18 protein-coding genes are annotated in these 15725 nt (G+C 44.4%); 7 read left to right on the top strand and 11 right to left on the bottom strand.

The window, feature by feature from the left end; genetic code table 11:
• Window positions 1-8 precede the first annotated feature (8 nt).
• Complete coding sequence (locus GVO60_RS15455) at window positions 9-1277, bottom strand: HlyC/CorC family transporter (protein WP_159655586.1); 1269 nt, start codon at window positions 1275-1277, stop codon at window positions 9-11.
• 122 nt (window positions 1278-1399) lie between these two features.
• On the bottom strand, window positions 1400-2194 hold the full coding sequence (locus GVO60_RS15460; RefSeq protein WP_159655588.1) for a cytochrome C assembly family protein: 795 nt from the start codon (window positions 2192-2194) through the stop codon (window positions 1400-1402).
• Between the two features lie 208 nt (window positions 2195-2402).
• On the opposite strand from GVO60_RS15460, the gene ffh reads away from it, so the two are divergent.
• The 5 genes from ffh (at window position 2403) to rplS (ending at window position 6022) form a co-directional block, all read left to right on the top strand.
• A complete protein-coding gene (gene ffh, locus GVO60_RS15465) occupies window positions 2403-3788 on the top strand; it encodes a signal recognition particle protein (protein WP_159655590.1) in 1386 nt (461 codons plus the stop codon).
• A gap of 229 nt (window positions 3789-4017) precedes the next feature.
• Window positions 4018-4266, top strand: coding sequence for a 30S ribosomal protein S16 (gene rpsP, locus GVO60_RS15470; protein WP_004410028.1), 249 nt, complete (start codon window positions 4018-4020; stop codon window positions 4264-4266).
• A gap of 27 nt (window positions 4267-4293) precedes the next feature.
• The gene (rimM, locus tag GVO60_RS15475; protein WP_159655592.1) at window positions 4294-4842 is read left to right on the top strand and encodes a ribosome maturation factor RimM; all 549 of its coding nucleotides are present in this window, start codon (window positions 4294-4296) and stop codon (window positions 4840-4842) included.
• A 27-nt stretch (window positions 4843-4869) separates the two neighbouring features.
• The gene (gene trmD, locus GVO60_RS15480) at window positions 4870-5619 is read left to right on the top strand and encodes a tRNA (guanosine(37)-N1)-methyltransferase TrmD (protein WP_159655594.1); all 750 of its coding nucleotides are present in this window, start codon (window positions 4870-4872) and stop codon (window positions 5617-5619) included.
• Between the two features lie 49 nt (window positions 5620-5668).
• Entirely contained in the window at window positions 5669-6022 is a 354-nt protein-coding gene (gene rplS, locus GVO60_RS15485) for a 50S ribosomal protein L19 (RefSeq protein ID WP_159655596.1), read from the top strand.
• Window positions 6023-6274: 252 nt separating this feature from the next.
• Here rplS and yacG read toward each other — a convergent pair whose 3' ends face one another.
• From yacG to nadC, 8 genes are all read right to left on the bottom strand, one after another.
• Window positions 6275-6469 (bottom strand): DNA gyrase inhibitor YacG, encoded by a 195-nt coding sequence (gene yacG / locus GVO60_RS15490; protein WP_159655598.1) that lies wholly within the window; start codon window positions 6467-6469, stop codon window positions 6275-6277.
• 58 nt (window positions 6470-6527) lie between these two features.
• The gene (gene zapD, locus GVO60_RS15495; protein ID WP_159655600.1) at window positions 6528-7268 is read right to left on the bottom strand and encodes a cell division protein ZapD; all 741 of its coding nucleotides are present in this window, start codon (window positions 7266-7268) and stop codon (window positions 6528-6530) included.
• Window positions 7269-7302: 34 nt separating this feature from the next.
• The gene (gene coaE, locus GVO60_RS15500) at window positions 7303-7911 is read right to left on the bottom strand and encodes a dephospho-CoA kinase (RefSeq protein WP_159655602.1); all 609 of its coding nucleotides are present in this window, start codon (window positions 7909-7911) and stop codon (window positions 7303-7305) included.
• 1 nt (window position 7912) lies between these two features.
• The gene (locus tag GVO60_RS15505; protein WP_159655835.1) at window positions 7913-8782 is read right to left on the bottom strand and encodes a prepilin peptidase; all 870 of its coding nucleotides are present in this window, start codon (window positions 8780-8782) and stop codon (window positions 7913-7915) included.
• 37 nt (window positions 8783-8819) lie between these two features.
• The gene (locus GVO60_RS15510; protein WP_159655604.1) at window positions 8820-10046 is read right to left on the bottom strand and encodes a type II secretion system F family protein; all 1227 of its coding nucleotides are present in this window, start codon (window positions 10044-10046) and stop codon (window positions 8820-8822) included.
• 15 nt (window positions 10047-10061) lie between these two features.
• Window positions 10062-11750 (bottom strand): type IV-A pilus assembly ATPase PilB, encoded by a 1689-nt coding sequence (gene pilB, locus GVO60_RS15515; protein WP_159655606.1) that lies wholly within the window; start codon window positions 11748-11750, stop codon window positions 10062-10064.
• Entirely contained in the window at window positions 11750-12154 is a 405-nt protein-coding gene (locus GVO60_RS15520) for a pilin (protein ID WP_159655608.1), read from the bottom strand. The genes pilB and GVO60_RS15520 overlap by 1 nt, the downstream gene beginning before the upstream one ends.
• A 253-nt stretch (window positions 12155-12407) precedes the next feature.
• A complete protein-coding gene (gene nadC, locus GVO60_RS15525; RefSeq protein ID WP_159655610.1) occupies window positions 12408-13295 on the bottom strand; it encodes a carboxylating nicotinate-nucleotide diphosphorylase in 888 nt (295 codons plus the stop codon).
• Window positions 13296-13427: 132 nt separating this feature from the next.
• On the opposite strand from nadC, the gene ampD reads away from it, so the two are divergent.
• Window positions 13428-13973 (top strand): 1,6-anhydro-N-acetylmuramyl-L-alanine amidase AmpD, encoded by a 546-nt coding sequence (gene ampD, locus GVO60_RS15530; RefSeq protein ID WP_159655612.1) that lies wholly within the window; start codon window positions 13428-13430, stop codon window positions 13971-13973.
• A 149-nt stretch (window positions 13974-14122) separates the two neighbouring features.
• On the opposite strand, the gene fldB is transcribed toward ampD, so the two are convergent.
• On the bottom strand, window positions 14123-14644 hold the full coding sequence (gene fldB / locus GVO60_RS15535) for a flavodoxin FldB (RefSeq protein WP_159655614.1): 522 nt from the start codon (window positions 14642-14644) through the stop codon (window positions 14123-14125).
• Between the two features lie 163 nt (window positions 14645-14807).
• Here fldB and xerD point away from each other — a divergent pair, with 163 nt between their 5' ends.
• On the top strand, window positions 14808-15704 hold the full coding sequence (xerD, locus tag GVO60_RS15540; RefSeq protein WP_159655837.1) for a site-specific tyrosine recombinase XerD: 897 nt from the start codon (window positions 14808-14810) through the stop codon (window positions 15702-15704).
• The last annotated feature ends 21 nt before the right edge of the window (window positions 15705-15725 follow it).

Here is a 15725-nt window from a genome sequence, read left to right on the forward strand (position 1 = left end):
TTTGCGGGCTATTTAACTAATGGAGGGAAGACTTTGACCAGTTTGATACGATTCTCTTCAAGTTCAACAATCTCCATTGGGTGACCAGAAACCTGAACGCTCAAGTGACTCTCCGGAATGTCTTCTAAGTGCTCTAAGATCAAGCCATTTAAAGTTCTAGGACCGTCTGTTGGTAATTTCCATTTGAGTCCTTTGTTGATATCTCGAATATTGGCGCTACCTTCGATCAAGAAGCTACCATCTCCTTGTGGTGTGATCTCTTCAGATAAGCTTGGCGCAATCGAGGTGGTAAATTCACCGACGATTTCTTCAAGGATATCTTCGAGTGTGACAAGGCCAATAATGTCGCCGTATTCATCTACAATAAGACCAATACGCTGCTTGTTGCGCTGAAATTTCAGCAATTGCACGTTTAACGGTGTACTTTCAGGAATGAAGTAAACCTCATCGGCGGCACGAAGCAGGGTCTCTTTGGTGAATTCGTTTTTTTCGAGCATCAGTCGATATGATTCGCGAAGGCGTAGCATGCCGACTACTTCATCAATTTGATCTCGATATAATACTACTCTGCCGTGAGGTGAGTGGGTTAGTTGGCGAACAATGGATTTCCAGTCATCATTAATGTCGATGCCGGTGATCTCATTACGTGGCACCATAATGTCGTTAACTGTTACATGTTCTAAGTCCAGGATAGAAATCAACATATCTTGGTGGCGGCGAGGAATAAGAGTGCCGGCTTCATTTACCACTGTTCTTAGTTCGTCTGAGCTTAAGTGGTCATCGGCGCCATGATTGGCCTTTATTCCTAATAGTCGAATGAAACCATTGGTAATCATATTGACCAACATAACTAACGGTGAGAGCACCTTCATTAGAATCGTTAGTACAATACTGCTGGCGTAGGAGACTTTTTCTGGGTAAAGAGAAGCAAGTGTTTTTGGAGTCACTTCAGCAAAAACCAGTACGATTAAGGTTAGAAGACCTGTCGCAATGGCCACACCAAGATCACCATATAAACGCATACCAAGAATGGTAGCAATAGCTGAGGCGAGGATGTTAACAAGGTTATTGCCGATTAGGATAAGACCAATTAAGCGGTCTGGACGGTCGAGCAGTTTTTCGACTCGTTTAGCACCTTTATGACCGTTGTTTGCCAAGTGCTTTAGGCGGTAGCGGTTCAAAGCCATCATCCCTGTCTCTGAACCTGAAAAATATCCTGAAATTACGATAAGACACGCGAGTAGCGCAAATAAGATACCCGTTGATATGTCGTCCAAAGCTTATCTTTTCCTTGTTGGGTTTGGTTAATTTATGACCTAATTAATCGTTTAAGTCAATCTAGAATAGGGTGTATTGTATTGTAAAAGAAAGGTGCATTTGATGCACCTTAGCTTGACTGTTATCTAAGAATAATTTCTTGTACAAACCGACTGCCAAAATAGGCAAGGGTTAATAGTGTAGCGCCGGCAACCGCAAACCAAGTGATCTTACGTCCTCGCCAGCCTTTTTGGTAATGGCCCCATAGCAGGGTTGAATAGATCAACCAAGCCACAAAAGAGAGAATAGCTTTGTGCGCTTTACCTTGAGCAAACATATCCTGAACAAAGACAAATCCAGTTAGCAGAGTCCCTGTTAAAAGCAGGGTACCCAGTAAAATGATATTGAACAGTTGTCTTTCTACCATTAACAGTGGCGGTAAGTTAGGGTTAATGGCCAATGCTTTTTTTGCCTTTAATTTGTGGTCAAGCCAAGCTAACTGCAGAGCGTAAAGTGCGCCAATAGTTAAGGTTGAATAAGAGAATAAAGCAAAAGAAATATGGATCAGCAGCTTAGGGTCTTGCTCTAAGTGCGTGATAAAGGTGCTTGGTAAAAAAGCAGCTGCACTTAAATTAATCGCAGAAAAGCTGTAAACCACCGGTAATAGAAACCATAACCGGGTTTTGAGCATGGCCACACTCATGACCACCGAGATAATAAAACTAATTAATGAGGCAACATTGAGGATACTCAGGTTCTGTCCCGAGGTCTCAATAATTAAATCACTGAGTAACCAGGCATGAAAAATGAGCGCTAATGAGGCGCTGATGAATACGGTCTTAGCTCTGATCCCAGTTTGATTTACAAGTCCTGGTACGATTGTCGCGATGGCTAAGAAATAGAGTATTGCAGCAACAACGGCGATTAAGTTGTCCATAGTTCTCTATAAGCTGGTGGATTTTTAACAAATTATACCTTGCATCAACAGCTTGAGCTATGACTTATCTCCCTCATTTACGTGACATGAGATGTCAAAAGTTATTAAGGCAGTGTCCAGTAAGGGTTGGCTAAGGTATAATCACAATAATTGTCGCTAAAATTAACGGGCGAGCCTTCTTGTAAACCGCCTAAGTAAGAGACTTAAGATGTTTGAGAATTTAACGGATCGATTGTCCAAAACGCTGAAAAATATCAGCGGTAAAGGTCGCCTGACTGAGGACAATATTAAAGATACATTACGCGAAGTGCGTATGGCGCTGCTAGAAGCAGACGTTGCACTTCCTGTTGTTCGCGATTTTATTAAACGCGTTAAAGAAGCGGCTGTGGGTGTTGAGGTATCGAAATCTCTGACTCCAGGCCAAGAATTCATCAAGATCGTTCAAACTGAACTTGAAGCGGTGATGGGGGAGTCGAATGAGGCTCTGAACCTAGCTGCGCAGCCACCGGCTGTTATCTTGATGGCGGGTCTACAAGGTGCGGGTAAAACCACATCGGTAGGTAAGCTTTCTAAATTGCTTAAAGAGCGCGAGAAGAAGAAAGTTCTCGTTGTGTCTGCCGACGTTTATCGTCCTGCGGCTATTAAGCAGTTAGAAACGTTAGCATCGGATATCGGTGTTGATTTCTTCCCATCATCTGCAGACCAAAAGCCGATTGATATTGCTAACGCTGCAATTGATCACGCCAAGAAGAAGTTCTACGACGTCTTGGTTGTCGATACGGCGGGTCGCTTAGCGATCGATGAACAAATGATGGGTGAAATCAAAGAGCTTCACTCTGCGATTACACCAGTCGAGACTCTGTTTGTTGTTGATGCGATGACAGGTCAAGATGCGGCGAATACGGCTAAAGCATTCGGCGATGCACTGCCGCTAACGGGTGTTATCCTGACGAAAGTCGACGGTGATGCTCGAGGTGGTGCTGCGCTATCTGTTCGCCACATCACAGGTAAACCAATCAAATTCTTAGGTGTTGGTGAAAAAACTGACGCGCTAGAACCATTCCACCCAGATCGTGTCGCTTCCCGTATCCTTGGTATGGGCGATGTATTGTCTTTAATTGAAGACTTACAACGCAACGTCGATACTGAGCAAGCTGAGAAGCTAGCGAAGAAGTTCAAAGAGAAAAAAGGTTTTGACCTTGAAGACTTCCGCGAGCAGCTTGGTCAGATGCAAAACATGGGTGGCATGATGGGCATGATGGATAAGCTACCAGGCATGAGCAACTTGCCGGACAACGTTAAAGATAAAGTTGACGACAAGATGTTCAAACAGATGGAAGCAATTATCAACTCGATGACAATGAAAGAGCGTCAACGCCCAGAACTAATCAAAGGTTCTCGTAAAAAACGTATCGCAGCGGGTTCTGGTACCCAAGTGCAAGATGTTAACCGCCTGCTTAAGCAGTTCACTCAAATGCAGAAGATGATGAAGAAAATGCAAAAGGGTGGCATGAAAGGCATGATGCGCAATATGCAAGGCATGATGGGTGGCATGGGCGGTATGGGTGGCGGTTTTAATCCGTTCGGTCGCTAATCTCCTGAGACACGAAAATTCAAGGTGTTAGCTAAGTCACAAACTTGGATCTCTCAGATTGTTTTGGAAGAAAAAAAGTAGTTGGCGAAAAAATAGCTAAAGACCTTGCATTGCTTCGGAATAAGAGTAAAATTCCGGAGCTTTATTTTGGCACGAGCCCCAAAATTGTTTATGAGTCATAAATGATTTCTGGGGTTAATTTTATTTTTGAGAAAGCAAAGAGGACGACATGGTAACCATTCGTTTGGCACGTCACGGCGCTAAAAAGCGTCCATTTTATCAAATCGTAGTAGCGGACAGCCGCAATGCAGCAACTGGCCGTTTCATCGAGAAAGTTGGTTTCTTTAACCCAACTGCACAAGGTCAAGAAGAAGGTCTACGTCTAGACCTAGATCGCGTTAACCACTGGGTTGGTCAAGGCGCATCTCTATCTGACCGCGTTGCTAAGCTAGTTAAAGACGCTCAAAAAGCGGCTTAATTCTTACTTAAAAGAAGAAATTAGCTTATGTCGATGAAAGGTAATGAAACGATGAGCGAAGACAAGATTGTTGTGGGTAAGTTCGGTGCTTCTTACGGCATTCGTGGTTGGCTTAAAGTTTTGTCCTACACAGACAATGCTGAAAGCATATTTGATTACGCGCCTTGGTTTGTGAATCAAGGTGGACAGTGGGTTGAGTACAAAGCTGAGAGCTGGAAGCGCCATAACAAAGGTTTGGTGGTAAAGCTTGAAGGTCTGGATGTGCGCGAAGAAGCGCAATTACTGACAAATTTTGAAATCTCAATTGACCCTGCGGTATTACCAGAATTGCCATCAGACGAGTTCTATTGGCGTGATTTGATTGGAATGCAAGTAGTAACTGATAAAGGTTACGATCTAGGTACTGTCTCTGACATGCTAGAAACTGGCTCCAACGATGTTCTAGTAATTAAAGCAAATCTAAAAGATGCTTTCGGGCAAAAGGAACGATTAATCCCGTTTCTTGAAGAGCAAGTGATCAAAAACATTGATCGCGAAGCTCAACGGATCGAAGTTGACTGGGATCCTGGATTCTAATTCCAAAATTACAGAGCGAGAGAACACATGTGGGTCGGCGTAATTAGCCTTTTTCCTGAAATGTTCCGTTCTGTTACTGATTTTGGAGTAACAGGTCAAGCGGTTAAAAAAGGTCTTTTATCTATTGAGACATGGAGTCCTCGTGATTTCACTCATGATAAACATCGCACTGTTGATGATAGACCTTACGGTGGTGGTCCTGGCATGTTGATGATGGTACAGCCTTTGCGCGATGCTATTCAGACAGCCAAACAAGCCTCACCGGGTAAGACGAAAGTCATTTACCTATCACCTCAAGGTCGTAAACTCGACCAACAAGGGGTTGAAGAGCTGGCAACGAACGAGAACTTGCTTCTTATTTGTGGCCGTTACGAAGGGGTAGATGAGCGTATCATTCAATCCGAAGTTGACGAAGAATGGTCAATTGGGGATTTTGTGATGACGGGTGGTGAGATACCAGCCATGACGTTAATTGATTCTGTATCTCGGTTTATTCCGGGTGTACTTGGAGATTTTGCGTCAGCAGAGGAAGATTCTTTTGCGAATGGTTTGTTGGATTGCCCTCATTATACGCGTCCTGAAGTGTTGGATGGCAAAGAAGTACCAGCGGTACTGATGTCAGGCAATCATAAGGACATTCGTCACTGGCGATTAAAACAATCGTTGGGCCGTACTTGGCTAAGAAGACCAGAACTCCTGGAAAACCTAGCTCTGACTGACGAACAGGAACAATTACTGGCCGAATTTATTAAAGAGCATCGCTCTGGTAAAAAGTAAGCAGTAACCTATTTAATTAAGTATCAGTTTATTCTAGGAATTTATTAAAATGAGTAACATCATCAAGGCTCTTGAAGAAGAGCAACTAAAATCAGGCCTACCTAAATTTGCACCAGGTGACACTGTTGTAGTTCAAGTTAAGGTAAAAGAAGGTGAGCGTGAGCGTCTACAGGCTTTTGAAGGCGTTGTAATCGCAATCCGTAACCGTGGCCTACACTCTGCTTTCACTGTACGTAAGATCTCTAACGGTGAAGGTGTTGAGCGTACGTTCCAAACACACTCTCCAATCGTTGATAGCATCGAAGTTAAACGCCGTGGTGCAGTACGTCGTGCCAAGTTGTACTACCTACGTGAGCGTTCTGGTAAGTCAGCTCGTATTAAAGAGAAACTTGCTAAGAAGTAATGCTATAACTAGCGTTCTCATATTAAACGGAGCCCATGTGGCTCCGTTTTTTTATTTTAGGCACTATGCTAGTGGTATTTCACGATAGCGTCGGCGTCGGTACTCATTTACTGGCGTAAACTCCGTTCCTCCTTCTTGCTCTCGTAAAATACTCCTGCGCATATCGCTCTAAAATATAGAAAGTTAGGTAAGAAAAAAAGCCGATGTTTTCACATCAGCTCTTTAAGGTTTCGTCTCTTCGTTAGTGGCGACTTAATATTGGTCTTCTGACCATCCATCTGAATCAGACATATCAGGCGCGCCTGGGATGCTGTTCTCTTCATCTGCCCATTCACCAAAATCAATCATTTGGCACTGTTTGCTACAAAAAGGGCGGTAAGGGCTTTGCTCACCCCATTTAACGTCGCTGCCACACTGTGGGCAAGGAACAATGGTAATTTTCGACATGCTTGTTCTCTAGTCAGAGGGAATAGATAGGTTTCTAGTATAGTAAGGTATGCTTAGCTTAGCTGCACACCGCTAACTTGAATTCAATATTGGCAGTTGAAGCTTGCCCTGATTCAAATTCAATGAACTTGATGGCAAAGCGGTTCTTATGACCAGAGATCATCGGATAGACGCCAAACTCCATGGGGATTTCTAGACGTAGGATATTGGCCTCGTCGGCATCACTTTGATAAAAACCTGCTTGAGCGCTTCTTGGTGACAAATGGCCGGTTTCACGAGTCAGTTTTAGCCAAAGCTTAAGAGCATCGGCGAGTGGTTGTAGTGAGTTGAGCCAATGATTCGCATCAGATTGCTTTTGCGCAATAGGAAGGTGCAACCAATGATGCAGAGCGGGTAAATCAAAGCAACAAGAGCCGCCTGGTAGATTAAATCGTTGGCGAATCGCACTAAGAAAACGATCTTCTTTTAAACTTTGACCAAAACGTTCTGCCGCCATAAGTTTGCTGTGTGCGGTATCGACTTCACGCAAGATCCCTGTCAGCATTTCTTGATCAACGCCATCGACATTGAGCCAAGCTCGATAGGTCAGGCGCTGTTTTTCAATATCTTTCGCCAATTCACTTTTCAGTTGGATTTGTTCGAAAATTTCCAACAGATCGAACAGTGAGCGATAAAAGACTAAGTGCTGCATATCGTCACCAAAATCGGCTGCCAAACGCAACTGATTAAGTAACGCTTCCACTCTTAGGTAGATGCGTGTTTTTTCATTCAATGGGTGTTCGAAGTAATGAGTGGTCATTTAAATGCAGTCGTGAATGGCTCTTCCTTTATTCTCACAGATCTTCCCTACACATTTCTAGGAACTTTTGATGTAATTCTGTGATTTGAGGCAAAAGTTTTTGGTTTTCTGTATCATTTTTAATCACGTGGTCAGCGATTGCTAACCTTTGCTCTCGAGTTGCCTGAGAGGCCAGAATCGCTTTTGCTTGTTTATGGTCGACATTATCGCGATCAATGGTTCGTCTTAGCTGTGTTTCTTCCTCGACATCGACCACGATAACGGTGTCAGCAAGGCTTTGTAGCCCGTTTTCTGCCATTAAAGGAATGACCAATAAGGCGTATTCTGAGCGTGTCTTATCGAGGTCATCAAGCATCTTTGCTCTGATCATTGGATGGAGCAGTTGATTGAGCCACTCTTTTTCGTCTGGATGAGCGAAAATGATCTCTCTAAGTTTAGCGCGATCAAGTGTCCCATCGTTTCGCAATATGCTTCGACCAAACTTATCTATAATAGCATTAAGCCCTGAACTGTTCGGCTCGACCACTTCTCTGGCAACGATATCAGCATCGACAATATCAATGTTGTATAGCTGATTAAACAGGTTGGCAACCGTGGTTTTTCCACTGGCAATCCCTCCGGTTAATCCTACGACAAATGGCATGTTAGTATCCTAAAAGTTGGGTTAAGTACCAGTTCCAGATTTGATCGCCCCACATCATGCTTATCCAACCCGCAATTGCTAAGTAAGGGCCAAATGGGAAGGCTTTATCGATACCTTGCTTTTTGAGACGTAATTGAATTAAGCCAAAGACGACACCGACAAGTGATGAGCCAAGGATGATCATTGGTAATTGCTGCCAACCAAGCCAGGCGCCCAAGGCTGCTAGGAGTTTAAAGTCGCCATAACCCATACCTTCCTTACCTGTCACCAGTTTAAACAGCCAATAGACCGACCAGAGAGCCAAGTAGCCGGCCATGGCACCAATCACAGAATCTTGGAGACTTATTGGGCTGATTTGCAATAGTGCTAATGCGATACCAGCCCAAGTGAGTGGCAAGGTGAGTGAGTCGGGCAATAGCATGGTGTCGAGGTCGATAAAAGTCGCCGCAATAAGAACCAGAGTAAACGCCATCAATGCAATCGCGTAATAGCTAAATCCCATTTGACTGGCGATTGCAAAGCAAGCGATGCCACTGAGCAATTCTACCAGTGGATAGCGAGCACTGATTGGGTGGCTGCACTTGCGACATTTTCCTCGCAACATCAACCAACTAAAAAGTGGGATGTTGTCTAAGATACGGATCGGAGTGTTACAGCTTGGGCATGTAGAACGGGGAACACTAAGGTTATAAGCCCCTTCTGGAGGTGTGATTTTGTATTCAGGAAAGCTTTCTGCGCACTCTTGTCGCCACTCTCGCTCCATCATTTTAGGCAATCGGTGAATAACCACATTGAGGAAACTACCAATGATCAAACCAAATAGTGTGGCAAAAGTAGGGAATAACCACGGGTAGTAATAAAACAGGTCTATCAAACTCATATCGCCTTAGAATTCATTTGCAGTGATTCTATCCTAACACGCTCATTAAGTTAAAGATTGGCAAATACATCGCGACAACTAGCCCACCGACTACGACCCCGAGAAAAATGATGATCATTGGCTCTAAAATTTTGCCCAAGTTATCGACGGTGCTATCGATTTCAAATTCATAGATGGTTGCCACGCGGTTGAGCATCTCATCTAAGCTGCCAGACTCTTCACCTATCATCACCATCTGCAAGACCATTTCAGGAAAGGTATCTGAGTTTCGCATGGCGATATACATAGGCATGCCAGCGGCGGTATCGCTGTGGACTTGGGCAATAGCGTTTTGATAGTGGATATTGTTGGCTGTTTTAGCTGAGGTTTTAAGCCCTGCAAGAATAGGAATACCAGCACTAAAACTGGTTGCCAGTGTTCGGCTGAACTTTGCAATGGAGGCCTTGCTGATGATAGTGCCGACAACTGGGATCTTTAAGCTGGCGCGACTAGATATCAGCTTGATACGAAATGATCGTTTGCGAGCAATGTGCAATGAGAACAAAGCGGCGAGTAAAGCAAGAAAAACAAAGCCACTGTATGCCTGCACCCAATGGGATAAGTGTAATACTTGGGAAGTAAACCAAGGCAAATCGGCGCCAAATCCGCTAAACATAGACTCAAACTCTGGGATTACCATAGTCAGCATAAGGTAAGAAACAGCCAAGGCGGTCAATACCACCATGCTTGGGTAGATCAGCGCTTTGATGACCTTTGCTTTTAGTTGTTCTGATTTTTCACGGTAGTGTGCGATCCGTTCAAACACTTCGGCTAAGTTACCAGACTGTTCACCTGTCGCAACCAAATCAATATAGAGTGAATCAAAGTGGTGGCTTGCAGCACTGATCGCACGTGATAATGGAGTGCCGGACTCCACGCTTTTAACAATTTGTGCCAAGATGGATTTCATCTCAGCTTTGTTGTGGTTATCCGCGACGAGTTGTAATGCTTGAACGAGTGGTACGCCAGTAGTTAGCATGGTCGCGAGTTGGCGGGTTAAGAGAGTAATATCTTTTCTTTTGACGCGTTGAGTCAGTTTATTGAAGAATGAAATATTTCGTTTCTTCAGTTTTTTGACTTGGATACGTTGCTGTTTGAGTTTGTCTCGTACTTCGGTTTCGCTTAACGCCAGGAACTGGCCAGAAACTGATTTTCCATTGGCACTGATGCCTTTCCAGCGATAGCTTTTTAGCTGATGGGGATGCTTTTTCTTCAATGCTTCAGCTCCATACTATAAGAACAACACACGCTGTAGTTCCTGTAAGCTAGTCATGCCTTGGCAGAGTTTTTCAATACCTGACTCTTTTAAGGTTTGCATGCCATTTTGTTGTGCAGCAGATTCAATTTGTTGAATCGATGCACCGTCTGCGACCGCTTGGGCAAGTTGGCGATTGAACGTCATTACCTCATAAATCCCAATGCGACCTGAGTACCCATTGTTGCATTCGGAGCACCCTTTCGGATTCGCCTGATAAATATTAGCGTCTTTTGGTAGTGTCAATTGGTGCAGACTTTCGTCTTGATAAGGCACGGCTTTTTTGCAATGAACGCAGAGCTTACGAGCCAGTCGCTGCGCAATAATCAAGCTGAGTGAGGAGGCAATATTAAAAGGCGCAATACCGATGTTACTGAGTCGAATGACGCTTTCTGCTGCAGAGTTGGTATGTAAGGTCGACAAAACTAAATGGCCTGTTTGAGCTGCTTTTACCGCGATTTCTGCGGTTTCGAGATCGCGAATCTCACCGACCATCACAATATCAGGATCTTGGCGTAAAAAGGCGCGCAGAGCTTGGGCGAAACCAAAGCCGATTTGTGGTTGAACTTGCACTTGGTTAATACCTGACAAATTAATCTCTACCGGATCTTCTGCGGTCGCAATATTGACTTCTGGAGTGTTCAAAATCTTCAGGCCAGTATAGAGAGAGACGGTTTTGCCACTGCCTGTCGGCCCCGTCATTAAGATCATACCTTGCGGCTTTTTAAGAGCTTGTAGGTATTGTGACTTTTGCTGATCGTTGTAGCCTAAGGTATCGATGTTTAAGCTCGCCTCACTGCTATCGAGTAGGCGTAAAACGATCTTCTCTCCCCACATGGTCGGTAATGTGGACACTCGCATATCTATCGCTGTTTGCGCGCCGAGTTTGAGTTTTATTCGACCATCTTGTGGCAAACGACGTTCGGCAATATCGAGCTTAGAGAGAATTTTGACTCGAGCCGCTAAGCGTCGGCTAAGGTGATGATCGGGTTGCTGAACTTCAATCAGAATACCATCGCATCGCAGTCGCACTCGATAGGACTCTTCATAAGGTTCAAAATGGATATCAGAGGCTCCCTTTCTAACTGCGTCGAGTAAGATCTGGTTAATGTAGCGACTGACAGGGGCATCATCTTGGCTAAGATCTTCGATTTGACTGATTTCATCGTCAGAGATATCGACCAGGCTTGCCAACTCCTGCTCGTTGATCTCTTTATTGTGGTTTTGGTTGGTCTCGAGCGTGCGCCCATACAAGCGGCGAATAGCACTTTGCAGGGATTTAAAATCACTAAGAACCAGTTCGACTCTTAAACCTGTGGCAAAGCGAAATTCATCTTCAATATCGAGGTTGGTTGGGTCGGCAACTGCTACAATGAGCTGCTGTGAACTGCGATGGAGAGGCAATGCTTGAAAGCGAGTGATCAGTTCACGCAGGCCCAATTGTTGACAGAGTGGGGCGTAGTCGTATTGATCGATATTGGTTTCTGGTAAGCCAAAGATGTTAGCTAGCTGCTGAGCCAGTTCATTGTTATGTATTAGGTTTAATGCAATCACCGCCTCAGGCGTAGATTGGCCTGAGGCGCTAACATACTCAATAATCTGTTGTTCTTGCGCCGAGTCTAACAAGTTGGCCTGGCGCAATATTGAGGGGAGGTTGGTTAGCACTATGAACAGCCTGTAATACTTACAGCAGATGAAACAGTACAATTCCAATTACCATCAGAATTACGTTTTAAGGTAACTAGTTGGCCTTTTCCCGAGCCCTTAGTAATAGAGGCAACGATATCGTTGGTATTAGAGCCTGTAGCTATAGCTCCTGAAGTAGCGGTGATGGTCCCTATTCCAAATGCTTGGGAAATTGCAGGGAAAGAACCTTCCATCGCTATTGAATCTTCAGCAATAGTCTTATATGCAGTTGCTGAAGCAAGTGCAGTTCCTAATGCTCCTTTTTTGACATAGTTTTGGTACTGAGGAATCGCAATAGCGGCTAGTACACCAATAACTGCCACGACGATCATCAGTTCGATAAGGGTAAAGCCTTTTGCCTTACGATGGTTTTGCTTTTGCATTGTTCTCTCCATAAGTGAATGCGATATGTGCTGGAGAGCATAAAAGGGATGCTGGGTTGTAGGTATGTTCTCACCCGAGCTTTCCGAGTGAGCGAGAGAAAGTTGATGTTTGCTTACATTGGGTCAGCAAAACTATTCGAGCAAGTGCAAGGTTTAATCTTAGTATGGGGACGGAAATAAAAAACAGAGACTTAAAAATCTCTGTTTAGTATTTGATAATTAAAGGTTTTTATCAATAACCATTTGGTGCTTTTTATTTAAAACGCATTGATAAATCTAATGCTTTTAGGTGTTTTGTTAATGCGCCAACCGAAATGTAATCTACACCAGTTTCTGCATATTCACGCAATGTGTCTAGAGTGACGTTACCTGAGTTCTCAAGAGCTGCGCGACCAGCGTTTAATTTAACCGCTTCACGCATCATGTCGGTGGTGAAGTTATCTAGCATGATAATGTCGGCGCCGGCATCAATCGCTTCTTGTAGCTCTGCTAGGCTTTCTGTTTCGACCTCTACAGGTTTTCCCGGATTTAGCTCTTTGGCCGTTTTAATGGTTTGAGCAATGCCACCATTGGCGATGATGTGGTTCTCTTTGATTAGATAAGCATCGAATACCCCAATTCGGTGGTTGAAGCCACCACCACACGCGACTGCGTATTTCAGTGCACTGCGCAGGCCAGGAATGGTTTTACGTGTATCCAGTAATCGGCAATCCGTCCCTTCCAGTTCCGCAGCGTATTGAGCGGTAATTGTGGCGCAACCTGACAGTGTTTGGATAAAGTTCATTGCATTGCGCTCACCAGTCAGTAAAGCACGAGAAGGGCCAGACAGTGAACAAAGTACTTGATTCGGTTCGACTTTGTCACCATCTTGAACATGCCATTCGATGGTAACTTCACCACCAAGTTGCTTGAAGACTTCATCTGCCCATGCCTGACCACAGAATACCCCGTGTTCGCGAGTGATAATGGTCGCTTCATTTTGTGCATCGGCAGGAATTAGACTTGCGGTAATATCAGCGGCAGGGTCGAGTGTGCCACCGAGATCTTCTTTGATTGTCTCAGCGACAGCGCGAGAGATTTCTAAAGGAAGTTGTTGCTTCAAATATTCAAGGCGTTCTTGGCTATTGTGTGTGTTTTTCATCGCAAATCTAATAGTCAGTTGGACAAGAGGTGGGCATGATACGATGACTAGGTACGAAATTCAGCCATTAATCTCGCATTTAGTTATCAAAAAGCTAAAATCGCGGAGTAATTGTAATCAATGGGCCAAAACATGATTGATGCACAAGGTTGGTATAGTGGTGCTAGGCATGTACCTTCGCCATTTTATGATCAAAGAAGTGATTCAGCGGATATTTCGCTGTTGGTGGTACATAACATTAGTTTGCCACCGGGTCAGTTTGGTGGGCCGTATATCGAGCAGTTTTTTACGGGAACATTAGACCCTGACGCGCACCCATTTTTTAAAGTGATTCACAAAATGGGAGTGTCTGCACATTGCTTGATTCGGCGCGATGGAGAAGTGGTTCAGTTTGTCCCATTTAGCAGTAGGGCGTGGCATGCTGGAGTATCAAGCTTCGCTGGAAGAGATAAGTGTAATGACTACTCGATTGGTATTGAGCTTGAGGGGTGTGACAATCTCGCCTACACCGATGCGCAATACCGGGCATTGACAGAGTTAACCAAGCAGATTCAGCAGCAGTATTCGTTGATTACCTTGCCACGAATTACGGGCCATCAGTATATTGCGCCGCTGCGTAAAACTGATCCTGGTTTGGTGTTTGATTGGGTGAGGTTTAGGAGTGGGCTAGGGGATTGATTTGGCACTAGAGAGGCTGTGGTCATTTTATTGTGTGACGAAGGAGCAAGTAGGGAGTCTCTTTAGGTTTCTAATCGCTTTAAGAGATTCCCTACTTGGTCGTCTTTCCCTCTCAGGAATGACGATGTTTAATTAGCTCAAACTGTCTCTTACAGTGTTTCTTGATATTCCACTAAGATTTGCTCTACCCAAGTGGCTATGCGCTCATCACTGAGCTCATATTGAGAATCTTCATCTAGCGCTAAACCAACAAACTGGCTCTCATCTTCAGTCAGTGCTTTTGACGCTTCGAACTCATACTTTTCATCATTGGGCCAATAACCAATGAAATTAGCTCCAGTTGCTTTGAGCTCATCGTGTAGCATACCCATTGCATCCAGATACCACTCTCCGTACCCCTCTTGGTCACCTAGGCCAAACAGTGCCACTGTTTTACCATTCAGGGAAAGTCCGCTCACTTGATCCCAAAGCTCATTCCAATCTTCTTGGATTTCACCAAAATCCCAAGTTGAAATACCCAGAATTAACAAATCGTAGTCGGCCATTAAAGACAGCGGTGTCTCTTTCACATTGTGGAGGTCGATAAGATCTTCCCCGATAATCGCACGCATTTTTTCTGCTGCCATTTCGGTATAACAAGTGGTTGAGCCGTAAAATAGACCGATTTTCATAACTTTTTGTTTCTTTCCAAGGAGTCGATAGCGAATTCTAACCACAAAATGGCGAGCTTTGCAGCGAATATCCACTGGAAGAGGGAAATTTTATGGCTTTATTGGTCGATGACACTTACATTGAGGCCATCATCATAAATCGAGGATTAGCGTGTCTGAAGTAATGTCTCCCGATCAAGGGATAGTTGAACAGTTTCTGGATGCGATGTGGATGGAGCGCGGGTTGTCAGAAAATACGCTTGCCTCCTATCGAAATGATTTAACCAAGCTGTTGCAGTGGATGACTGATAATAACTATCGTCTAGATTTCATTAGCTTATCAGGTTTACAAGAATATCAAGCTTGGCTTGTCGACCAAGAGTATAAGCAGACTTCACGTGCGCGGATGTTGTCGGCGATTCGACGCCTGTTTCAATACTTGCATCGTGAAAAAGTACGTGCTGACGATCCGAGTGCGCTGCTTGTGAGCCCGAAATTACCTAAGCGTCTGCCTAAAGACTTGAGTGAAGAACAAGTTGATGCTCTGTTAGATGCTCCGGATCCAAATGATGCGATGGAACTTCGTGATAAAGCCATGCTTGAACTTCTGTATGCTACAGGCCTGCGTGTAACTGAGTTAGTCAGCTTAACGATGGAAAACATCAGCTTACGACAAGGTGTAGTTCGCGTTACAGGTAAAGGTGGTAAAGAGAGGTTGGTGCCAATGGGCGAAAATGCCATCGATTGGATTGAAACTTTTCTTCGGCAAGGCAGGTCTGAGTTACTTGGGGAGAATACCTCTGATGTGGTTTTCCCAAGTAAACGTGCAAGACAAATGACTCGCCAAACCTTTTGGCATCGTATAAAGCACTATGCTGTGATTGCAGGGATTGATAGTGAAAAGCTTTCACCCCATGTATTGAGACACGCATTTGCAACGCACTTGCTCAATTATGGTGCCGACCTGCGGGTTGTACAGATGTTGCTAGGACATAGTGACTTGTCTACCACGCAAATTTATACTCACGTTGCAACAGAACGATTGAAACAACTACATAGCGAGCACCACCCAAGAGCGTAGGCTCTCGCAAACTATTTAAGG

Origin of the sequence: Vibrio atypicus (assembly GCF_009811315.1) — a bacterium.
GTDB lineage: Bacteria > Pseudomonadota > Gammaproteobacteria > Enterobacterales > Vibrionaceae > Vibrio > Vibrio atypicus.